This is a genomic window from Bacteroidota bacterium, from assembly GCA_016699695.1.
Taxonomy (GTDB): Bacteria; Bacteroidota; Bacteroidia; order Bacteroidales; family UBA10428; genus UBA10428.
On record CP065006.1, the window covers coordinates 3,368,433 to 3,389,184 of the forward strand.

Below are 20,752 nucleotides of genomic sequence, written 5' to 3' on the forward strand. Positions count from 1 at the left end.
GTGTACCTCCTTCAGTTGATGGTTTGTGTATTGTTATCAGGCTTTGCAGTTATTTGAATATCACTGGCTGCTTCTGCTTTTTCGCGGCGTGGGGGAAACCCAATTTCGATAATGGAATTAGTGGGGCATTCTGTCACGCATTTGCGACAAAGTCGACATTTATCTGAATCGATATAAGCCAGGTTGTTGCCCATTGTTATTGCATCGTATGGACAAACCTTAAAACACTTACTGCAACCTATGCAGGCTACAGAACAATTTTTCTTTGCCGGGCCTCCCTTGTCTTCATTTTTGCAGGCAACATATATTTTTCTATCGGCTTTGGCTCTTTTCCTTAATTCAAAAAGTCCTTTCGGACATTCTTTCACACAGGCTCCACAGGCAGTACATTTCGCATCGTCAACCACAGGTAGTCCACTCACTGGATCCATCGTAAGGGCATCGAACTTGCATACTCTTACACAGTCACCTAGCCCGTGACAACCATAATGGCAGCCTGTTTCACCGCCATATAAAGCAGTAGTAATAGCACAAGTCTGTGCTCCATCGAAATGGTTGGTTTTGGGGCGATTTTCGCAGGTGCCATTGCATAGTAAAACAGCTACCTGTGGATCTTTTGTCGCAGCATCGCGCCCTAATAGGCTGGCTATTTTTGTCATGCAATCATTGCCTCCTACCGGACAAAATAAAAGATCAAAACTTTCGGATTTTACACAGGCCTCGGCAAAATTCCGGCAACCAGCATATCCACATCCGCCACAATTGGCTGCAGGCAGTGTTTCTTCAACCTGGTCAATGCGAGGGTCTTCATAGACTTTAAATTTACGGGCAACAAAGAAGAGAATTACAGCAGAGGTAATTCCCAGCCCGCTGAGCGACGCCACAGTGTAAATAATAACAGGATTCATATTAGTGTACTTTTTTCAAAGTGAATTGAAATGTTTTTTTGTGCCTGTTTCGGAAGAGGTATAGTATAAAAAAATAGATGGCCACAAAAAGCAGGCACATAAGACCTACAAAGGTTTCGCTTAAACCCATTTGGGTAAGCAATAAGAGCAGAAACAACATTACGAAGAAGGGAAGTAAATACGCCAGTAATACGGCCCTATAGCCTAAGGATTGATTCAGGCTTACCATCACCATGTCACCTGCTTTGAATTGATTTTCAGGCACTTTCACTACGATTTCTTTCTGCTGTATATCGTTGCTGCCGCACGACTCCTTGGAGTGGCAGGATGAACAGGCCGAAAAAGAATTTATCATCACCCGGGCAATCCCGTTTTCTACTTCTTCAATAATTCCCTGCTGCTCGATGCAGTTGGTAGAACTCATTCATCACAGTTTTAGTAAGGGCGATACAAAAATATATTTTCTCTGCTAACAAAACAGTTCTGCTAAAAGATTCTTCTCAAAATAGACCGATTCTAAATAAATTTCCCCAAAGGACTTATAAGCAATTACTTCTATGGTGAATTGCATAAAACCCTTTTTCAGTAAGTATGTTAATTCCTGAATGTCGGGTTATTTTTTAAGCGATGAGAGCGGGTACCTGTTTCCCTCGATTTTGGTGATATAACCTTTTACAGATCCAATTAAGATAGGACTTTCGACATATACCGGAATACGGTTGGCATCGTTGGTGACCCATAAAAACATATCTTCTCCTTCTTTAAACATGGTGCCTTCTACAAGCAGAACAGTGAATTTGAGGCATTCGAAGGTGCCCAGGTCTTTAATCTTTTTGTTTTCAATTCCTAAATAGCGAAAGTATAAATCGTATGGTTTATCGTCGAGCACTACGGTTACCGGAATCTTGTCGTTAATTTTGTATTTTGTAAAATCGAGGTTTCGTGTGTAGAGCAGGGCACTCATAACATCATAGCTGCAACCATCAATTTTAATGGTGTCGTAATTAAAAGGATTGTCTTTTATTTTATTCTTCCTGTAAACTATTGTATCTCCCTGGAAGGTATAATTTTCGTGCTGGCGGTAATCGCCTTCACGGGTATTTCGTTGAAAATATTGAGGTCTGAGATTATCCTTTAAAACCCATGTTTCGTAGCTATCGCGCACTTTAAAAAACTTATCCCACCAACTAAAAGTTTGACCAGCCGCTTTAAAATGATAAGCTTCTTTGCCATTGATCATGTCGTTTTTTATGGTGAATTCTACAAGCCCAACTTCCGAAAATACAACCAGCCAGTTATAAGATATTGTATAGGAAAGTTTTTCTCCGGATTGGAAAGTAGTATTTTTTATTTTGCAGTTCGTCTTCTTTTCTTGTCCATTTATTTGGTTAACTGCCAGGCATAATAAAATGGAAATTAATAGTGTAAGCTTATTCATGACGCAATATTTTCTATTTGTTTTGTTTGCTTAAACAATAATTGAACCATTTCTAAAATGATAAATTATGTAAGCAAATCCGAAGGAACTTCATTTAATCTTTATTTGTACCCGCCAATCATCACCTCAAGATTCATCAAATTAGTAATGCCTGAATATGCTTGTCAGATACTTGTTGAAGATATAAAAATAATCAGGATTTTGTTGAATTGGAAAAACTCAATTAGTACGAAGGATTAATCGGTTTCGATGAAATTAAATTTTATATCCAGTATCGACTCATAATATTCTCCTCGTTCCAATACATCGTCGTCACCTTCTTCGTAATACCAATTGATACTGAGTTGTTTTCCTTTTTTTGTCAGATCGGCCAGCGCCCTTAAAATATGCAGCAAAGCTTTGGAAGAACCGCTGTTAAAGTATTCAAGCGAAATGTCCAGGGTGGTTGAGTCTTTGGGTTCCTGGCAATAAAAAAAAGTCCATTCAAATAATTGGTCATAGAATTTCGAAGGATCCTCGGGTATAGATCTCCCACTAATTTTTAGCCTTCCTTCGGTCGAGAATTCAACCTCAGGTGTGCGTTTGGTACTTGATATTAGTAGGTTTTCCATGAATCAACTGAAAATATTCTTGTCAACTGGTTTTAAAATTACAATAAATTCAATTCACCACACCTTCTCAAAATAAATTATTTGATGGAAGGCTTTTAGGCCGGAATATTAGACTATTTTTGGATAAACCCCAAAAGTTTTAACTAACAAACGCATGAATTCTATTGCCTTAATTACAAAAGCATACGAATTTGCAGCTGAAAAGCACTGCTTGCAGCGCAGGAAAGGGGCTAAGGATGTACCTTATATCAATCACCCGATTGAAGTGGCAAATTTGTTGAGCCATACCAGCAATACTTTAAACCAAACCTTAATCATTGCGGCCATTTTGCATGATGTACTGGAAGATACTAATACTTCAGCTGCAGAAATTGAACAATTGTTTGGATCTGATGTGTTATCGGTGGTGCTGGAAGTAACTGATAATATGCGGTTGAGCAAGCTAGAAAGAAGAGCTGCTCAGATAAGCAAGGCTTCTACGATATCCGATTTAGCCAAACAAATTAAAATAGCCGATAAAACCTGCAACATACTCGATATTTTAACAACGAGGCTCGCCTGGACTCGAAGCATGAAGATTGAATACATTGTTTGGGCAATGGAAGTGGTAAAAGGATGCAGGGGAGTAAACCCTCAACTTGAGGCTGAATTCGATAAAGCCTGCCAAATGGCCAGAAATGTGTTGGGAAATTATTGAATAAACCTTTGGTTTTCAAGTTACCCCAGGGAAATTTCTAATTCAAGGTCAGGTCGGTTTTTTCTTTATCCAAAATCTCCTTAATATCATTTGCCAGCAGACTGGTAAAGTAATCGGCCCCTTTATTGTTCAGGTGCACATTGTCTCCCCAATAATGATACTGATAGGTAAAATCTGGATGGTTGTTATAATCCATCGTTTTTACCTTGTACTTTATTGCCAGTTCATTAATTAACTTAAACGATTCGTCATTACTGTAATCGGCATACCTGATTTCGGGTGCAAAAACACATAAAATGGGAATATTAGCTTGCTCTGCATTAGAAAAGAATTTCTCCAGCGAACGGTAAACATTGGTGTCGATTTCCAAACTTTGCATTATTTCCGGAGTATATTCACCTTTTCTTTCTTTTTCGATCTGAGCTATTGTAACGGGTGAAATGGCTTCGTACATAGGAAGGTGCCCACGGATGTCGGCCTGAGGTCGCAATTTGTATTTTAGAATGTGCAGGATTGTAGAATTAAACACAATAAGGTTGCTGTACGAAAAGTATTTGTATTTGAAATCATTTTTTTCACTTAAAGTCATTATTTCCCTTATTGCAGGTTCTTTTCTGTAATAGGGAGACAAGTCGGCCAGACGGTCATAAAAATCAGGACGTTCGTATAAAATATAGGGTTCAAGCAATAGTATCATCACTTTGGGTTTATAGCGCTCCAGCACAACCTCCTGTATAGCCTGGGCAAAAAACACACTCTGACCACGCACTCCGGCGTTGTATGACGAAAGTTTAAGCGAGTCGGTAAGTATTTGGGGATTGCAGCTATGGTTTGCAATGGAGCTTCCGAAAATCATTACATCAGCCTCACTACCATAAAGAGCCTCTGTGGTACGGTAATACCGGCCCGATTTCTGGTTGAAAAATGCTTGTTTCAGGATTCCCCCTAATACAATATCAATCAAGGCTACTATAGTAAAAACGATGATTGTTTTAGTAATAAGAATAGCAATATGTCGTTTCATATAATCTAAAATTGGAAATAGATAAACTGGCTGCTGTCGAATACTCCTAACATCATGATAATGGCTATAATGGTTGCATAGGCTAAATAGCGCACCACTGTTTTACGGCTCCTGAAAAACTGAAGCTTGGTTATCGAGTATTCCTGCACTCCGTCAATAACAAGTAGCATCAAAATTGCCAAAACGCCATAGAAGAAATTCTCCGGATCGGCCCCACCCATATAGAGTGTATCGCCACTAAGACGGAACATTTCTGTGAGTATGAGTATGGCATCGTCGAACGAGTTGGCCCTGAAAAACACCCAGGCCAGAAGCACTATTATGTAGTTGATCACAATCATGCCAAATACTACAAGTGGTTTTGAGAACAAAGCGTTCTTTTTCTTTGTAGTGTTGGGTCGGAATCCAACCGATGCAAGAGAGAAGAAACCATGTATACCTCCCCATATCACAAATGTCCAGCTGGCGCCGTGCCACAAACCGCTGAGCAGGAATGTAATCATAATGTTATACACCCATCGCCAATATTTCACACGGTTACCCCCAAGCGGCACGTAAACATAATCTCTGAACCAGGTGGATAGCGATATATGCCAACGCGACCAAAACTCTTTGATGTTTTTCGCAAAATATGGTCGACGGAAGTTTTGCATCAGGTCAATGCCCATCATGCGGGCGCTACCGATGGCAATGTCCGAATAACCCGAAAAGTCGCAATATATCTGAAAACTAAAAAAGATGGTAGCTACAATGTAGGTCAGACCATTATGATGCTCTGCGTTATTGTATACTGTATTCACGTAAATCGACAAACGATCGGCCACTACAATTTTCTTGAAGAAACCGATTAACATAATTCTGAAACCAACTGCAAAATTATCGATGTTAAACACCACATCTTTCTTGAGCCCTGGCAAAAGATGGTTCGAACGTTCAATTGGACCAGCTACCAGCTGTGGAAAGAACGAGACAAAAAGTGCAAAGGTCGAAAAGCTCTTTTCTACCGGTGTATGGCCTTTGTATACATCAAAAGTGTAGCTTAATGTTTGGAAAGTAAAGAACGATATACCTACGGGAAGCAGGAGATTATAATAGGGTATATCGATCAGAATATTCATTGCTTCGAATACTGAACGAACCGAGTCGCCAACGAAATTCAGGTATTTAAACACAAAGAGTAAGGCGAAACTGGGCAATACTCCAAGTAGCAGATATCTTTTGCGAACCTTAGGATTTTGTGTTTTCGCCAGTTGAATGGCAGCATAGTAATTGATGTACATTGTGAAAAGGATAAGCACAATGTACTCAGCCTTCCAACACATATAAAAATACAAACTGGCAGCCAGCAAAAAGTACCTTCTGGGCAAAGGATTGAGTAAGTAAAAAAATATTACTACTATGGGAAAAAAGTATAGGAAACTAATGGAATTGAAGAGCATAAATCAGGGTTTAGTTTGAATGGGTTTTATTTGGTGTGAGGTAATGAGTATAGGTTTTTGAACGTGGCAAAAATAATCAATACTTTGAATTACAAATTAAGTTTATGGTTACCGTATTATTGATTTTGATGTAAATATCCAATCTTACGATAGACAATATGGTTGGTATGTCTGTATTTCGAAATATTTACATTGAAAAACGGCTGAGCTGAAGCTATTGAATTGATTGTTCGGGCCAACAGTCACTTTCTTCTATCTATTCTGAGGGTCAATTGAAAAAGAATTCAGGTGTGGTAAACACACTGTGGGTGGGCTATACGAAACTGCTGTCAGGCCTTACTCCGCGCAAAGGGGGTTGCCGCGAGCGTTCCAAATTCTTTTCCGAGGTATTTGTAATATCCGGTAATGGCAATCATGGCAGCATTGTCGGTGGAGTATTTAAACTCCGGAATGTAAACTTTCCAATCTTGTTTTTTACCGGTTCCGATAAGGCTGTGTCGCAAACCGCTGTTGGCCGAAACACCGCCAGCTATGGCTATGTGCCTTATTCCTGTCTGTTCACTTGCCAGTTGCACTTTATCGAGCAATATTTCGATAATGGTGCGTTGAAGCGAGGCGCATAAATCGGCTTTGTGTTTTTCGATAAAATCAGCATCGGCTTTCAGCCGGTCGCGCAGAAAATAGAGAAACGAGGTTTTTAGTCCGCTAAAGCTGTAATTTAGTCCTGGCAAATTGGGTTTGTTAAATGCAAACGCAGAGCTGTTTCCTTCCTTACTTAGCTTGTCGATGAGCGGACCACCCGGGTAGGGCAGCCCCATAATTTTTGCACATTTGTCAAAAGCTTCGCCGGCGGCATCGTCAATGCTCTGACCAATTATCTCCGATTGAAGGTAATCGCGAATTACCAGTATTTGTGTGTGACCGCCAGAAACCAGAAGGCACAGAAATGGAAAAGGGGGAATTGACAGGTTTTCATCTTTTTGTTGTAAAAACAACGAAAGAATATGGGCATGAAGGTGGTTGACTTCAATCAATGGAATGTTGTTGGCAATGGCAAAACCCTTTGCAAATGAGGTACCTACCAGCAGCGAACCTAACAAGCCCGGGCCGCGGGTATAGGCTACGGCCGAAACATCAGAGGGTAATATTCCTGCTTCCTTCAAGGCTACATCTACTACAGGAATAATGTTTTTCTGATGAGCCCTTGAGGCAAGTTCCGGCACTACACCACCATATTTTTTATGCACATCCTGGTTGGCTACCCTGTTACTGGCTACAAATCCATTGCAAATTACTGAGGCCGAAGTATCGTCGCACGACGATTCAATACCGAGGATTATTGTATCCATGAATATTTGTTATTAAAGTAGCCCGATTTTTCGCATTTTTGCATTAATCTTTCCGGCGTGCGCAAACTTATTAAAAAAATATTGAACCTGATTGGCTGGCTGCTTTTCCTCCTCTTCATTTTTGGGGTGGCTGCCTCCATCATAATTAATACGCCAAAGGTTCAAACACGAATTACTTCCATTGCTTTCGGAAAGATTCAGGAACTATTTGGTTCTCAGGTTAAATATGAGAAAGTGCATCTCGGATTGTTTAACCGGGCTGAGCTTGAAGGTTTTCTGATACGCGACCTGAATGCTGATACCCTTATTTATGCCGGGAAGATGAAGGTAAAACTACCCGGTATCATGAAAAAGCTCTTGTTCGATAAAACCATTCCTTTGCGCATAGGGGAGCTGAGTTTTAAAGATTCGTATTTTCGTTTGTATTCCGATTCGTCGAGGGTAATAAACCTGCAGTTTATTGTCGATAAGCTCAAAGAAGGTAAAAAGCCGGGTAAAACACCCGAACCATTATATATCGATCAGATAAAACTTCGCAACTGTCGCCTCGATATTCATAATTACTACCGGCAGGAAAAGGAGTTTGGCATCGACTATTCTCAAATGACATTTCGGGAACTAAACATGAATGTAAGTGATTTGGTTAGTTTTGCCGATACCCTTACTATGAAAATTGATGTGCTCTCGTTTTTGGAGCAATCGGGATTTAAAATAAACGATTTCGGGTCGAATCTGCTCATTCGCAGTAATCAGTTGTATTTCGACAAGTTGTATCTCGAAACCAACCAGGCCTATTTTCGGATGGAACATATTTATTTTGATTTCGATAGTTTTAAAGATTTCAGCGGTGGACGTTTTAACGAACACATTAAAATGGACATAGATTGCCGCGAATCGAAGGTAAACATTCGCGAATTAGCCTGGTTTACTCCGGCTTTTAAGCAAATGGAAGATGATTTTCAGCTATCGGGTAATTTTTATGGCAGTTTGGCAAACCTTCGGGGAAGGTCTGTTCAACTAAGTTATGGTTCCTCTACAAGCTTAAAGGGAAGGTTTGATATTTCTGGTTTACCCGATATTAATGAAACATTCCTGATTTTCGATATCGATCATTTTCAAACCACCACAAGTGATATTACAAGATTGAGGTTGCCAAACGGTAAAACTATAAAACTACCGGAGAGGTTTTCGGGCATTGAATACTATACTTACAAGGGAAATTTCACTGGATTTTTTAAAGACTTTGTTTCGTACGGAACCCTGATCACTAACCTGGGCAATGCAAAACTCGACGTATTGTTTAAACCCGGAATCGACAACAGTGTGACATTCTCAGGCCTTGTTTCCACAGATGGTTTTCAGATTGGCCCTATTACAGCCTCGCCCGAACGATTTGGACAGATTGATTTTAATCTGAAGGTCGAGGGTTCAGGAATTATGGATAAAGGACTTAGCGTGAATATGTCTGGCGATATTCCTTCATTTACAATTAATGGCTATCGATATCAGAATATACAAGTCGATGGCAGCTTCTCGGAGAAGAGTTTTAATGGCGAACTTGAAATTGACGATCCAAACCTGCAGATGAGTTTTACGGGACTACTTGATTTATCTTCGGCTATCCGTCAGTATAATTTCAGTTCGCATGTGTACATGGCTAACCTTAGTGCACTCAACATTGATAAAAAGAATACAAATTCAAAAGCTAGTTTCTTAGTTCGTGCAAGCCTTTCGGGAAATTCGCCTGACGAGGTGAATGGGGAAATTAAACTTGTTAATGCACTTTTTTCGAAATCAGATGCTCAGATACAGCTGTACGATTTTTCGCTATTCGTGAGGAATGATTCATTGCTTAACCAGATAAATTTCCAATCCGATTTCGCCGAGGGAGCTATCAGTGGCCATTACAAACTTACTACACTCGCAAAAGAATACCTTCGCTTGTTCGACACCTATTTACCTTCATTAGGACTGTACACGCCTGATGGGAAATTGCTGCCCGATGCAGATTTCAAATACCGTTTTTACTTTAAAAATGTTCAGAGTATTCTTGGTTATTTTACTTCTGAATACATGATTAATCCAAAAACCCTGGTAGAAGGTGAGCTTAAAAGAGGATTAGTCCAGGAGGCAACCATACACATAGAATCGCCGGAAGTGAGGATTAACAAGACACGCATAAAAAATCTGGTGTTAAACTCCCTTGCCACCCAATCGACTATCGATATTGATTTTGGTTGCCAGGAGCTAAACGTCAACAAGCGCCTGGCCCTTAACAATTTTACAATATTAACTGTGATCGATTCAAACCTGGTCGATTTTAAGGCAAGATGGATGAATTGGGATAGTACTATGCACCGAGGTGATTTGGAAGGTAAACTGGCATTCAGGAATTTGCCCGGACAAAAGATTGTGGCCGAAGTAGAAATAGATAGCTCTATGCTTGTGTTGGGCGATTCACTCTGGGTGCTTCATCCCTTTAACCTGGTATATGACAGCAGTAAAATAGTGGTTCAAAATTTCAAGCTTTCTCATGGCGATGAATACCTGCAGGCACAGGGTAGCCTTTCCAAAAACACAAACGATACCATGCGTTGTAATTTTCACAATTTCAATTTTGGTTACCTGAATTTTTTTACCCGTTCAGAAAGTTTTCGCTTTGGTGGTTTGGTAAATGGCAAGGCCGTTGTGATGGGCCGCGAAAAACCGCTTTTTTTTGCCTCACTTTATGTGCAGGCATTGGAACTTAACGATGAGCTGATAGGTGATACACACATCGATACTCGCTATAATTACCAACGCGAATCGATAGAAATAGATGCCAATGTATTCCGTGGAAACCTTAATACCCTGGATATCGGGGGCGAGTATTTTCCATCCCGTCAGGGCGAGCTAGACCTGGCTCTAAATCTCGATAAATTCAGGTTAAACTTTATCAATCCTTATCTTAAATCCATTTTTAGCGATATCCGTGGACTGGCCACCGGTAAGTTGCATCTGACCGGAACCGGGGCTAAACCCATCTTGAATGGAATTCTTAATGTTCAAAAGGCAGCTTTTACAGTCGATTACCTGAATACCCGCTACAACTTTACCTCTGAGGTATCTTTTACCAACAACAACATCGTGTTTGACAGAGTGGAGTTGTTCGATAAATTTGGAAACACAGCCCAGCTCAATGGTATTATTCGTACCGAATACCTTAAAACCTTCAGTTTGAACTTAAGCATGCAGCCGAGAAATTTTTATTGCCTTAATACCACAGAAAATGAGAACCCCTATTTCTTTGGGCAAGCCTTTGCAAGTGGTTTGATACGTATTAACGGGCCAAGCTCCGAACTTACGTTTGATATCACCGCTACCACCGAACCAGGAACTTTCTTTAACATTCCGCTCTCCGATACCGAAGAGCTATCGGAATACAACTTCATTAAATACATACAAACCGACACTGTTTCTTCCGAAATGGATAAGGACGAATACAAAGTAAACCTTTCGGGCTTGAATTTGAATTTTAATTTAAATGTTACTCCGGCTGCCGAGGTTAATATCATTTTCGATCCAACAGTAGGCGATATCATCACCACACAGGGAACCGGAAATTTACGCATTGGTATTAATCCTTTGGGCGATTTTAATATGTTGGGAGAATACGTGATAGAATCTGGGACTTACCTGTTTACACTGAAAGAAATGCTTTTGAATAAGAAATTTAAAGTAGAGCAGGGTAGTAGCCTTCAGTGGACTGGCGATCCGGTAAATGCGAATGTCAATATCAATACTTATTATCGTACAAAAGCCTCAATGGCCGACTTGACGGGAGATCCGACAGCCACTACGCGCTATACGGTCGATTGTAAATTGAGCCTTACCGGCAGGCTTATGAACCCTTTAATAAACTACAATATCTTTCTACCTTTTTCCGAACAGGAAGAACGTGATGTCTTATCTGCCGCCATTGGCTCAGACGAAGCCCTGGGAAAACAGTTTCTTTCGTTGCTGGTCTTAAATCGGTTTATGTATGCCGGTAACGAACCCGATGCAGAAAAAGGTAATTCAAACATTGCAGGGGTAAATGCAAGTGAATTTTTGACTAACCAGCTAAGCAACTGGCTTTCGCAGATTAGCGATGAATTTGATTTTGGCGTCAATTACAGGCCTGGTTCAGAATTGAGCCCACAAGAGCTTGAACTCGCATTGTCTACCCAGCTTCTTAACGACCGGCTAACCATTAACGGAAGTGTGGACATGAAAACCAATGCCGAAGCTGAAGATGCCACCAATATTCTCGGAAATCTTGATGTCGATTATAAGATTACTCCTAATGGAAAGTTTAGGGCTCGCGCTTACAACCGTGCAAACGACGAAATTGTGACCTATTCGCCCTACACCCAGGGAATTGGAGTGTTTTATACTGAAGAATTCGATAGCCTGAATGACTTAGCAGGAAAGAATAGAAAAAATAAAAAATCGAAAGGCAACAAAGAAAAGAAGCCTGAAGGAAGTTCTGCGGTAATTCGCGACGAAGACCAGGAATAAAAACAATTTGTTTATAAAATCGGTGATAAAATAATCATACAGCTCCCAGCGTTTATATAATTTAGTGCAAATAATTAAACTACTATGACAACATTTTTGATTCTTCAGACAGATATCAATCAGCAAGCAGCACAAGCCACTGCAGCAGGTGCTACTGAATTAAGCATGCCTTTTATCGATATGGCAATGAAAGGTGGGTGGCTAATGCTCCCGATCTTTTTATTGTCGCTGGTTGCGGTTTATATCTTTTTCGAGCGGTTTTTTGCTATTAACAAGGCGGCGAAAATAGACATCAATTTTATGAATCGCATCAAAGATTATATTCACGATGGTAAACTCGATGCTGCCGTAGCACTTTGCCAGTCGTACAACAATCCTGCTGCCAGCATGGTAGAAAAGGGAATCAGACGCATCGGCAGGCCACTGCAGGATGTGAATACTGCCATTGAAAATGTGGGCAACCTCGAAATAGCTTCGCTCGAAAAAACCCTCTATTTGCTCGCTATGTCAGCTGGTGGAGCACCTATGATTGGTTTTCTTGGTACTGTAACCGGTATGGTGCGTGCATTTTACGACATGGCACATGCCGGTAACAACATCGACATACAGTTATTGTCTTCAGGTATTTATCAGGCCATGGTAACCACCGTTGCGGGACTGATTGTTGGAATTTTAGCTTATTTCTTTTACAACATACTAACTGCAAAAATTGCGAAAGTGGTGAATATGCTCGAAGCTACTACCATGGAATTTATGGATTTGCTTAACGAACCTGCTAAATAAAGGCCATGGCACTTAAACGGACCACTAAACCAAGTATCGAATTCAGTATGGCATCGATGTCAGACCTGGTATTTCTGTTGTTGATCTTTTTCATGCTGACTTCAACACTTATTGCACCTAATGCAATCAAGCTACTTCTGCCTAAAAGCAATAACCAGACTCAGGCCAATCCGGCAGTTGCGGTTTCAATCACCGAAGATCTGAGGTACTTTGTTGGCACCAGCCAGGTAACTTTCGACCAGATCGAACCCATGCTGCAGAGTCAATTAAAGTTCAGGGTCGACCCTACTTTCTCTTTGCATGCCGATCGAACCGTCGATGTCGAGTATGTGGTGATGATAATGAATATTGCCAAACGGAACAAGTATAAGGTAATATTGGCTACTGCTCCGGAATAAAGCACTAATTTGTTGAATTATGATCTGGGATACACGCGCTTTTTTCCTGACCCTTACAATTTTTATTCTGGCACTGCTGATGTGTCTGTTCCTGGGTTTTTCCACTCCATTGCCATTGCCTTCGGAGCAGGGAATACTCATTAGTTTTGGCGACAGTGAAACAGGTCTTGGTGCCACCGAACCTCGTCCACAGGAACAAGTGCAGGAAACTTCAGCAAGTAAAACTGCTGAATCGGATTATACGCCCGAAACGCCCTTAACCCAGGATTATGAGGAGGCTCCATCAATAGCCACAACAAAAAAGGAACCGGTAAAACGCCCAAGCGAACAAACAACAACGAAAAAAACTGAAACCGAGACCAAACCGGTGGAACAACCCGCGGTGAATCAAAGCGCACTCTATCAGGGAAGAAAAAAAGATTCTCCCTCAACCGGATCGGAAGGCAGTGCTGGTGGTACAGGCAATCAGGGTATACAATCGGGCGATCCAAATTCATCGGGCAACTCGCTGGGTTCTGGTGTTGGAGATGGCATTTCATTCAGCCTCAATGGACGTTCGCCTGTAAATTTACCTTTACCCGATTTTAACATCCAAAAAGAAGGTACCGTGGTGGTTCGTATTCGTGTAGACCGTCAGGGAAATGTGACCTTTGCCGAGCCAGGCGTAAAAGGTTCCACTACACTCGAAAAAGAATTGCTCGATGCAGCCAGAAGAGCTGCACTGGCTTCCAGGTTCAATATCAAGGAAGATGCGGTTGCCATTCAGGAAGGAACTATTACTTACATATTCAGGTTGCGTGGCAAATAAGGACTGTTTAGTGTGGCTTTAAGCTCGAACAAATTCTTAGGAAGGTAATTTGTATTGTCCGGCAAATTCTGCCGAAATATAATTGTCGTAACTCATACATACAAAGGTGGCAAAATCGACTGCGGTATTGATAATCTGTTCCCACTGGTCGCGGTTAAGCTGGTCGAGGTCTTTGTATCCAATACCATAGCGGTAAAGAGAATAAACTACTCCTGCGTTAAAATTATCCCCAGCCCCGATGGTGCTTATCGGTTCAATTTTCCTTACATCATAACGTTCCGATATGCTTTGGGTACGCACAAATACGCCCTTGGTAGAAGAGGTGTAGAGCAGGTTATGGGTTTTATCTTTTATCAGGTTATAAGTGTCGTCGGCATCGCGTGTGCCAAAAATAAACGAGAAATCTTCGTTCGATCCCCGCAGAATGTTACAGTGCGAGATATTGTCGAGAATGAGTGGCTTTAACTTAGGTAATTCGTGCAAGTGTTGTTTTCTGAAATTCGGGTCGTACATTACAATGGCACGTTGGCTATTGGCATGCGTAATGAATTTAATAAGAATGTCGCGTACTTCGGGGGTTATAGCATAAATCGAACCAAATAATACAATGTCGTCGGTCTCTATTTCCGGAAACTGGATGTGAAGACGTTTTTTTGGGTAAATTTTATAAAAGTCGTAGCTCGCATCGTTTTTTTCATTTAAAAATGCAAGGGCCAAGGCCGACTTTCCATCGAAATAACGGTATACATATTCGGTCGAAACATGGTTTTCTTTTAAGAATTTGTCGATCAGGTTCCCTACTTCATCAAGTCCGTACTCGCCAATGAAAAAGATAGGTAAGTCCAAACGACCCAGGGTAACAGCTGAGTTCAGGCAAGCACCACCTGCTTTGGCAGTAAATGGTTGATTCCCTTTGATCAGTATATCCAGCACTGTTTCGCCTATCGTATATATTTTTCGCATTTCACTATATTATTTTAAAAGTTTCGAAATGGCCTTAAATTCATCGCTGCCTGCTTGTTTTAACAATTCAAATAAAATCGATTCAGTGGTCGACATAATAGCTCCCACATCGCGCATACGCCAGTGCGAGATTCGCCTGTCTTCAGCATGCCTTGACCCTGTGGCATCGGTGAGCACAATGGGGTTATAATTATTGTAGATCAGGTCGAGAGTAGTTTGCAGCACGCACACATGCGACTCAATGCCAACAACTATTACATTTCTTTTAGCACTTGCCTGAAGTAAATCTACAAAATTGGGTTCGCGGTAACAGCTAAATGTAATTTTCTCGATGTACGAAAGGTTTTCAATTGCTTCGGTTACATCAGCCACGGTGGGGCCCAGGCCTTTGGTATATTGTTGAGTAACCAGCATTGGAACATTCAAAATTTTCAATCCCCTGATCAGCTTGATGCAATTATTTTTGATGGCTTCATGATTTTCGATATGAGGAAGCAATTTTTCCTGCATATCTATTACTACAGCTATCGTGTTCTCCTGGTTAATACGCATACAGAGTGTGGTTTTTACTTATTTGTTTTGAATGTATATCAGGTAGTTGACCCCCCGGCTGCATTTCGCGACTTCTGGCCTAAATATCCACCATGGTGTCTCTTGGCATACTGTTCTACAGAGAATTTAATCCGTTCCATCATCAGAACTACCAGAATATCACCTATAACAGTCATGGTGGTAGTAGAAGTGGTTGGAGTTAAGCCAAGTGGACATACTTCCTGAGGGTGACCGGTGCTCAGAATTACATCCGCTTGTTCGCCAAGTGGACTGTCGGCATTACCTACCAGGGCAATAAGATGTATATCGGGATGCAGGTTCCGGGCCAGCATGACCAGTTCAAGTATCTCGCGGGTTTTACCCGAGTTCGAAACCAGCAGCAAGGCATCATCAGCCTGAATAACCCCGAGGTCGCCATGCTGGGCATCAGCAGGATGCAGAAACACTGAAGGCGTGCCCGTGGAGCTAAAAGTGGTAGCGATGTTAATGGCAATCTGGCCTGCCTTGCCCATGCCACTTACAACGAGTTTACCCTTACGGGAATGCACTGCATTGTAAATAATATCCAGGGCTTTATCGTATTGGTCGTTCACCGGTATGGCTAAAACTGCTTCGGCTTCTTTTTGAAGTAATTCCTGAATATGTGTCAGCATAAATCTTTTTTTGTCAAATATACTTGCATTCACACTATTCAGAAAATGATTTTTCAATTTAAGATCTAATTATTCCTTTCCATGCAAAAAAAGAGCATCTCCGGTATTATGGAGATGCTCGGTAAACAAATGGTTTTTAGTATTTACTCCTGTTTGTGAAAGGCATCGAAATGAAAGGCCAGATAAAACAACGATGTCGAAGGAAGGTATTTTATTCCTTTTAATTCTGCATTCTGATCTACTCCGGAAGTACTCTGTTTTAATACTTCATGATTCATGACATCCACAAACATGTACTCGTACTTGTAGCCAAATGTCACGTACCAGATCCTCATTTCGATGCCCAGCGACAATCCGAAATTGTGTTTGTTGAATTCATCATATAGGTTGTAGCATATTTCATCATAGATGCTTTCGCGCTTCATTTTTATGGTGTTTTCGTAGACAAAACCATAATTAAAGGCTAAAACAAATTTTCCGGGTTCACCGGCAAATTGCAATTGCTTGGTATATCCTAATCGCCATGCAAGTCGCTTTAAGTGAGCATCCACATGGTATTGTTCTAATGCATCCTGGTCGGCCGAATAGTAATAGTTGTTGTTGATAAAGCCCATTGAATCCACCCTGAGTCCCAGACTAATCTGGTAGGCCTGTTTTCCCGACTCGTCGTGCACTCTGAGGTACAAACTTTGTATAAATGTATTCATAGTCTGATCGTAGCCGCTACCCTCGCCAAAATTGGTTCGTAAACCAAAATCAAGCTGATAACCCACACCAAAACCCTGTGCAAATATTCCTGCTGGAAGAAACAACAAAAGCAAAGCCAGTAGTTTTATCTTCATAGCATGTTAATTGGCTGTGATATTCCTGATTTCTACGTTATCGTTTTCTCTCGAAAACATGGCATCTTTTACATACCTCCATTCGAGTGTATGATTGCCAGGAGCTATGCTGGTAGAATAAAAGTATTTCCAATCAATGACCCCGCTTTCGCCGTTAAGGAGTATCACCCCATCGAGAAGGAAATAAAACTTATCATAACCATACTCAGAACTAACCTTGTATTCGAATGATAAGTTTAGGTCGTTCGTATTAAAGAGTGTGGCAAGCATGTTGGTGGTTTCGTTGTCGTTTATATCCGGACTCTGATAATGGTTGCTAACAATCAGGGTCCAGGGAGTAGAAATATTCAGCATTGTGGCCTCATGGTCATTGAGCGTACTCACAATTACCCCAGTGGCGGCTTCAATCCGTTGGGTTTTTGTTTTTGAAGGATTGAATACCACAAGGGTATCATAACCCGATTCCACTAGGAATATTCCTGAACTGGCGCCCGGCTCGACTAACATACCCAGATATTCTCCTCCTTCTGAATAAAGCATAAGAGGTTCTGTGGTATTATTGGTGAAGGAAATATCTTTGTACTTGGGGCCAATAGCCAGTTTGGCAGTATCGTGGGTTACAATGTGCATGCTTTTAAAAGACCCTATGCTGGTAGATCCGTCAACCGATTTGGCCGAAATTGTATAAGTTTCTTCGGGTATCAGGAACAGTGTAGAATTAAAGGCCGGTATAATCGAAAGTCCATTGGTCGATCCGTCTACTTTGGCTATTTGTTCTATCAGCTTATCGTTGGCATATATGGTAACCGGGTTGGCAGTTTTATTGAAAATGCGTGTGTAACCATATTTTCCTACAATGCTGTAGAATACCGGAATATCAATGTCTGCTGTTTTATGTTCAGCGTTGATTACAATGTTGTTTACCTCATTCCACCCAATTTCAATTATTTCGCCTGTGGTCGAATTGGGGTCGGAATACCAGTAGCGGAAATAAAGGAAGTGGATTCCATAATCGATACTTACTTTTTTATCGCTTGCCCCGGGCTGCAAGGAGGCTAGTTTCGAACCATTCTTGCTGTTGAGCATCACATCTACCTGGTAAATTACTTGCTGATTGTATTCGTCAAGGTTTGGGTAGCTCAACGATAAGGTTCCTGAACTGCTGTTGGCATCGCTATTGGTAATTATCCAGTTGGCACGTTCGGCGGGCAGGGTGTTGCTTGACAGTGCTACACTCCATTGACGGTATACCTTTTCTTCCTCGGGATTGTCTTTGTTGGTGATATCGCCCGATTTCCATACCTGAAGGGTGAACACGTTGTTCTCCTGGTTTGGGATATTCAGGATAAAATTTTCCGCATCGGCAGGTATACACTGTTTGTATTCATTGTTTGCATATAAAAACAACAATTCACCAGTCTGGTTTGTAATGGAAAGGTTTCCCTCGATGTCAGCCTGACAGACTTCCTGGTTCGGGTCGATGATATAGTTACAAGAACCATCGTCGATGTCGGCGGACACATCGTAATTGGTGGCGTTTGGATCCATGCACCCTTCGCGGTAAACCTCGCACTGCGTGAAAAATAACGTGCTGAAAGCAAGTAAAATTAGGGGTGTTATTTTTCTGGTTCTCATAGCATAGAGATTAAGAAAGAGAACTGTTCAATTTGAACAGTTCTCTGGTTATTAAATATTATTTGTTATTGGTTGTGTCGGCAAGTCCATCAACTTTCCAGCCTACTACATCGTCTGCAATCACTGTAATGTCAATGGTTTCAACAACCTGAACTGTAGTAAGGGTTTGTGCCTTCAGACGGAATTCTTTTTCGGTTGCACCTTCTTCTGTGATTGGCAGGAAGAATGTATACACTCCGTCAATATCTAGAGTCGAAAGGTTTTTGGTATTTCCATCTTCCAGGTAACATACTGCTTCAATCAGCTTGTCTCCAACGAAAATTTGCACAGGCTCACCGGAGTAGTTCGCGATTTCAACTCCTGCATATTTAGTGCCCTGGTTACCTGCTGATCCCAGATGAGGAATAGTCATGGTAATATCTTTACGGTTTTCGTTCAGAATTAACCAGATGTCTTTTTCATCACCATTCACTAGCTGCTTTTCAATCCATCCCATTTCTTCAAAACCAACATTGCTGTTCTGATCGCTGAACCAGTAGAGATAATGCATGGTGTAGTTACCGTAATCAACACCCACTTTCTTGTATTGATCGCCTGGTTTCAAGCTTGATATTTTTGCACCTGTACGGCCGTTTAGGTATACATCGACAAAATTATCGGTACCACCAAAGTAGGAAAGATTTAAAGTAGCTACATCTGTATACTGACTTGCCCCACTAATGTGCCAGGTAGCTCTTTGCGATACAGTAGTTTCGCTCGAGAGCGGAATCAACCACCTTTTAAAAGCAAGGGATGGATCGGGGTTGTTGACATCTTCGTACACATCGGTCCACAAATACAAATCGAGCTGCACGGTTCCTTCCGAGGGGTTCGGAATATTAACGAGGTAATCGGTAGCTGAGGCAGGAATTTTTTTAATCACTACCTGGTCTTTGTACAATACCAGTTGCTCGTTTGAGTTATTGATAATTAAGAGGTTGCCGGCCGCATCGGGCTGGTCGGGTTCGAAAACAGTAGGCTCTTCGATAAGCTCGCACGAAGTGACAAGCATGAAAGAGGCAATCGATAGTGAATAGAGTAGTCGTTTCATATCAAAGAAAATTTAGTGTGACTGTATACTATAAGTGAAATAATTATTCCCAGGTTTAATAAAGGGTGAAAGAGGCTAAAATGGTCGGGGCATCCCTGGTAGGGTCCATTTTCGGGGTAGAACATTGTAATAACTTTCATTCTTTTGAGGTTTTAACGGCCTAACTTAACCAAATTTGATGCCAAACTGAACTTAGCCAAAATTCATTCTTTAAACCTCAAAGACAAAGGCCTTTTTTTAGGGTTGCATGGGTGAATTGAAAAAATTAAGTTTTTTTAACTAGTCCGAAAAAAAATCTATAAAAAGGGGCCTGTCATAAGATAGAAATTAAGGTTTTTGACTTTCAATTACACCGTAACCTCAACAAGGTTTCCTTCCGTGTCGCGAAACAGGAATTCGTAATAACCATCGCCTGTAACGCGGGGACCTTTTAAAATTTCTATTTTTTCTTTTCGAAAGTGTTCTGCAAACTCATCTACCCGTTTCTTCGATCCTACACTGATACAAAAATGGCCACTTAGTTGTGCCTTTTCTTGTTCACTATTCTTGTTGTACATAAGTTCGAGGCTTGCTCCGGAAGAAAAATTAATGAAATACGATTGAAATCCGCTTGTTGGATTTTTGTATAACATACTACATGTTGCCTTAAAGTGGTGGCAGTAAAAATCTTTCATTTCTTCTAAATTGCTGGTCCAGAGTGCTACATGTTTTATCTTCTGGGCATGGCCGGGCTTGATGATATAATATAAGATTGAACATGCAAGGACCAGGGTAACGGAATTAGCCAGAATAATCGGAAGGTCATTGACTAACAGACCATAGATCAGCCAGAGTAAGATACCTGTGCAAAGCAAACCAAACATTGCGGGCGAGAGGTCGTCGGTCGACTTGGTTTTCCAGGTTTTGATGGCTTGTGGTAGAAAAGCAAAGGTGGTTAGTGCAGCTGCTGTAAGTCCTATTATTTTAATGTACATATGGGGATGAGTAGTTTATTAAAAAAAACAATTTCGAAACAAGCCACAA

Annotated in this window: 20 protein-coding genes; 5 read left to right on the forward strand and 15 right to left on the reverse strand. The window is 41.1% G+C overall.

The features are described 5' to 3' along the window. Positions 1–11: 11 nt before the first annotated feature. From IPM71_14020 to IPM71_14035, 4 genes are all read right to left on the reverse strand, one after another. Positions 12–908, reverse strand: coding sequence for a Fe-S cluster domain-containing protein (locus IPM71_14020; GenBank protein QQS50687.1), 897 nt, complete (start codon positions 906–908; stop codon positions 12–14). Between the two features lies 1 nt (position 909). Next, positions 910–1,332, reverse strand: a complete 423-nt coding sequence (locus tag IPM71_14025) for a SoxR reducing system RseC family protein (protein ID QQS50688.1) — start codon at positions 1,330–1,332, stop codon at positions 910–912. A gap of 189 nt (positions 1,333–1,521) precedes the next feature. Further along, the gene (locus IPM71_14030) at positions 1,522–2,346 is read right to left on the reverse strand and encodes a DUF3108 domain-containing protein (protein ID QQS50689.1); all 825 of its coding nucleotides are present in this window, start codon (positions 2,344–2,346) and stop codon (positions 1,522–1,524) included. 236 nt (positions 2,347–2,582) lie between these two features. Next, positions 2,583–2,957, reverse strand: a complete 375-nt coding sequence (locus tag IPM71_14035) for a DUF1987 domain-containing protein (GenBank protein QQS50690.1) — start codon at positions 2,955–2,957, stop codon at positions 2,583–2,585. Positions 2,958–3,111: 154 nt separating this feature from the next. On the opposite strand from IPM71_14035, the gene IPM71_14040 reads away from it, so the two are divergent. Next, positions 3,112–3,654 (forward strand): HD domain-containing protein, encoded by a 543-nt coding sequence (locus IPM71_14040; protein QQS50691.1) that lies wholly within the window; start codon positions 3,112–3,114, stop codon positions 3,652–3,654. A 37-nt stretch (positions 3,655–3,691) separates the two neighbouring features. Here the strand turns inward: IPM71_14040 and IPM71_14045 are convergent, their stop codons facing one another. From IPM71_14045 to tsaD, 3 genes are all read right to left on the reverse strand, one after another. Beyond that, positions 3,692–4,678, reverse strand: coding sequence for a hypothetical protein (locus IPM71_14045; protein ID QQS50692.1), 987 nt, complete (start codon positions 4,676–4,678; stop codon positions 3,692–3,694). A gap of 5 nt (positions 4,679–4,683) precedes the next feature. Next, positions 4,684–6,117 carry an MBOAT family protein gene (locus IPM71_14050; protein ID QQS50693.1) on the reverse strand — a complete coding sequence of 478 codons (1,434 nt, stop codon included), beginning with the start codon at positions 6,115–6,117 and terminating at the stop codon, positions 4,684–4,686. Positions 6,118–6,446: 329 nt separating this feature from the next. Then, positions 6,447–7,466 carry a tRNA (adenosine(37)-N6)-threonylcarbamoyltransferase complex transferase subunit TsaD gene (gene tsaD, locus IPM71_14055; protein QQS50694.1) on the reverse strand — a complete coding sequence of 340 codons (1,020 nt, stop codon included), beginning with the start codon at positions 7,464–7,466 and terminating at the stop codon, positions 6,447–6,449. A gap of 57 nt (positions 7,467–7,523) precedes the next feature. Here tsaD and IPM71_14060 point away from each other — a divergent pair, with 57 nt between their 5' ends. The 4 genes from IPM71_14060 to IPM71_14075 all read left to right on the forward strand — a co-directional run bounded on the left by IPM71_14060 (position 7,524) and on the right by IPM71_14075 (position 13,994). After that, positions 7,524–12,005: a translocation/assembly module TamB gene (locus IPM71_14060; protein QQS50695.1), complete on the forward strand. Its 4,482-nt coding sequence runs from the start codon at positions 7,524–7,526 to the stop codon at positions 12,003–12,005. Positions 12,006–12,089: 84 nt separating this feature from the next. Beyond that, positions 12,090–12,788, forward strand: a complete 699-nt coding sequence (locus IPM71_14065) for a MotA/TolQ/ExbB proton channel family protein (GenBank protein QQS50696.1) — start codon at positions 12,090–12,092, stop codon at positions 12,786–12,788. Positions 12,789–12,793: 5 nt separating this feature from the next. Next, positions 12,794–13,186 carry a biopolymer transporter ExbD gene (locus IPM71_14070; protein ID QQS50697.1) on the forward strand — a complete coding sequence of 131 codons (393 nt, stop codon included), beginning with the start codon at positions 12,794–12,796 and terminating at the stop codon, positions 13,184–13,186. A 19-nt stretch (positions 13,187–13,205) separates the two neighbouring features. Further along, a complete protein-coding gene (locus IPM71_14075; protein QQS50698.1) occupies positions 13,206–13,994 on the forward strand; it encodes a hypothetical protein in 789 nt (262 codons plus the stop codon). 36 nt (positions 13,995–14,030) lie between these two features. Here IPM71_14075 and IPM71_14080 read toward each other — a convergent pair whose 3' ends face one another. The 8 genes from IPM71_14080 to IPM71_14115 form a co-directional block, all read right to left on the reverse strand. Continuing rightward, positions 14,031–14,957: a carbohydrate kinase gene (locus IPM71_14080; GenBank protein ID QQS50699.1), complete on the reverse strand. Its 927-nt coding sequence runs from the start codon at positions 14,955–14,957 to the stop codon at positions 14,031–14,033. Positions 14,958–14,966: 9 nt separating this feature from the next. Beyond that, positions 14,967–15,509 carry a hydrolase gene (locus IPM71_14085; GenBank protein ID QQS50700.1) on the reverse strand — a complete coding sequence of 181 codons (543 nt, stop codon included), beginning with the start codon at positions 15,507–15,509 and terminating at the stop codon, positions 14,967–14,969. Positions 15,510–15,547: 38 nt separating this feature from the next. Beyond that, positions 15,548–16,162: an SIS domain-containing protein gene (locus IPM71_14090; GenBank protein ID QQS50701.1), complete on the reverse strand. Its 615-nt coding sequence runs from the start codon at positions 16,160–16,162 to the stop codon at positions 15,548–15,550. Between the two features lie 143 nt (positions 16,163–16,305). Next, positions 16,306–17,004 (reverse strand): hypothetical protein, encoded by a 699-nt coding sequence (locus tag IPM71_14095; protein QQS50702.1) that lies wholly within the window; start codon positions 17,002–17,004, stop codon positions 16,306–16,308. 6 nt (positions 17,005–17,010) lie between these two features. Continuing rightward, on the reverse strand, positions 17,011–18,639 hold the full coding sequence (locus tag IPM71_14100) for a hypothetical protein (GenBank protein QQS50703.1): 1,629 nt from the start codon (positions 18,637–18,639) through the stop codon (positions 17,011–17,013). Between the two features lie 58 nt (positions 18,640–18,697). Beyond that, a complete protein-coding gene (locus IPM71_14105; GenBank protein QQS50704.1) occupies positions 18,698–19,729 on the reverse strand; it encodes a hypothetical protein in 1,032 nt (343 codons plus the stop codon). Further along, entirely contained in the window at positions 19,726–19,869 is a 144-nt protein-coding gene (locus IPM71_14110; protein QQS50705.1) for a hypothetical protein, read from the reverse strand. Before IPM71_14110 ends, IPM71_14105 begins: the two co-directional genes overlap by 4 nt. Positions 19,870–20,076: 207 nt before the next feature. Next, entirely contained in the window at positions 20,077–20,703 is a 627-nt protein-coding gene (locus IPM71_14115; protein QQS50706.1) for a SemiSWEET transporter, read from the reverse strand. Positions 20,704–20,752: the final 49 nt, after the last annotated feature.

Bases quoted from the DNA above. Each gene is read 5' to 3' on its own strand.
- IPM71_14025 (QQS50688.1), bottom strand. From the start codon at position 1,332: ATGAGTTCTACCAACTGCATCGAGCAGCAGGGAATTATTGAAGAAGTA.
- IPM71_14100 (QQS50703.1), bottom strand. From the start codon at position 18,639: ATGAGAACCAGAAAAATAACACCCCTAATTTTACTTGCTTTCAGCACG.
- IPM71_14085 (QQS50700.1), bottom strand. From the start codon at position 15,509: ATGCGTATTAACCAGGAGAACACGATAGCTGTAGTAATAGATATGCAG.
- IPM71_14045 (QQS50692.1), bottom strand. From the start codon at position 4,678: ATGAAACGACATATTGCTATTCTTATTACTAAAACAATCATCGTTTTT.
- IPM71_14070 (QQS50697.1), top strand. From the start codon at position 12,794: ATGGCACTTAAACGGACCACTAAACCAAGTATCGAATTCAGTATGGCA.
- IPM71_14075 (QQS50698.1), top strand. From the start codon at position 13,206: ATGATCTGGGATACACGCGCTTTTTTCCTGACCCTTACAATTTTTATT.
- IPM71_14050 (QQS50693.1), bottom strand. From the start codon at position 6,117: ATGCTCTTCAATTCCATTAGTTTCCTATACTTTTTTCCCATAGTAGTA.
- IPM71_14080 (QQS50699.1), bottom strand. From the start codon at position 14,957: ATGCGAAAAATATATACGATAGGCGAAACAGTGCTGGATATACTGATC.
- IPM71_14105 (QQS50704.1), bottom strand. From the start codon at position 19,729: ATGAAACGACTACTCTATTCACTATCGATTGCCTCTTTCATGCTTGTC.
- IPM71_14095 (QQS50702.1), bottom strand. From the start codon at position 17,004: ATGAAGATAAAACTACTGGCTTTGCTTTTGTTGTTTCTTCCAGCAGGA.
- IPM71_14065 (QQS50696.1), top strand. From the start codon at position 12,090: ATGACAACATTTTTGATTCTTCAGACAGATATCAATCAGCAAGCAGCA.
- IPM71_14110 (QQS50705.1), bottom strand. From the start codon at position 19,869: ATGAAAGTTATTACAATGTTCTACCCCGAAAATGGACCCTACCAGGGA.
- IPM71_14020 (QQS50687.1), bottom strand. From the start codon at position 908: ATGAATCCTGTTATTATTTACACTGTGGCGTCGCTCAGCGGGCTGGGA.
- IPM71_14090 (QQS50701.1), bottom strand. From the start codon at position 16,162: ATGCTGACACATATTCAGGAATTACTTCAAAAAGAAGCCGAAGCAGTT.
- IPM71_14115 (QQS50706.1), bottom strand. From the start codon at position 20,703: ATGTACATTAAAATAATAGGACTTACAGCAGCTGCACTAACCACCTTT.
- tsaD (QQS50694.1), bottom strand. From the start codon at position 7,466: ATGGATACAATAATCCTCGGTATTGAATCGTCGTGCGACGATACTTCG.
- IPM71_14040 (QQS50691.1), top strand. From the start codon at position 3,112: ATGAATTCTATTGCCTTAATTACAAAAGCATACGAATTTGCAGCTGAA.
- IPM71_14030 (QQS50689.1), bottom strand. From the start codon at position 2,346: ATGAATAAGCTTACACTATTAATTTCCATTTTATTATGCCTGGCAGTT.
- IPM71_14035 (QQS50690.1), bottom strand. From the start codon at position 2,957: ATGGAAAACCTACTAATATCAAGTACCAAACGCACACCTGAGGTTGAA.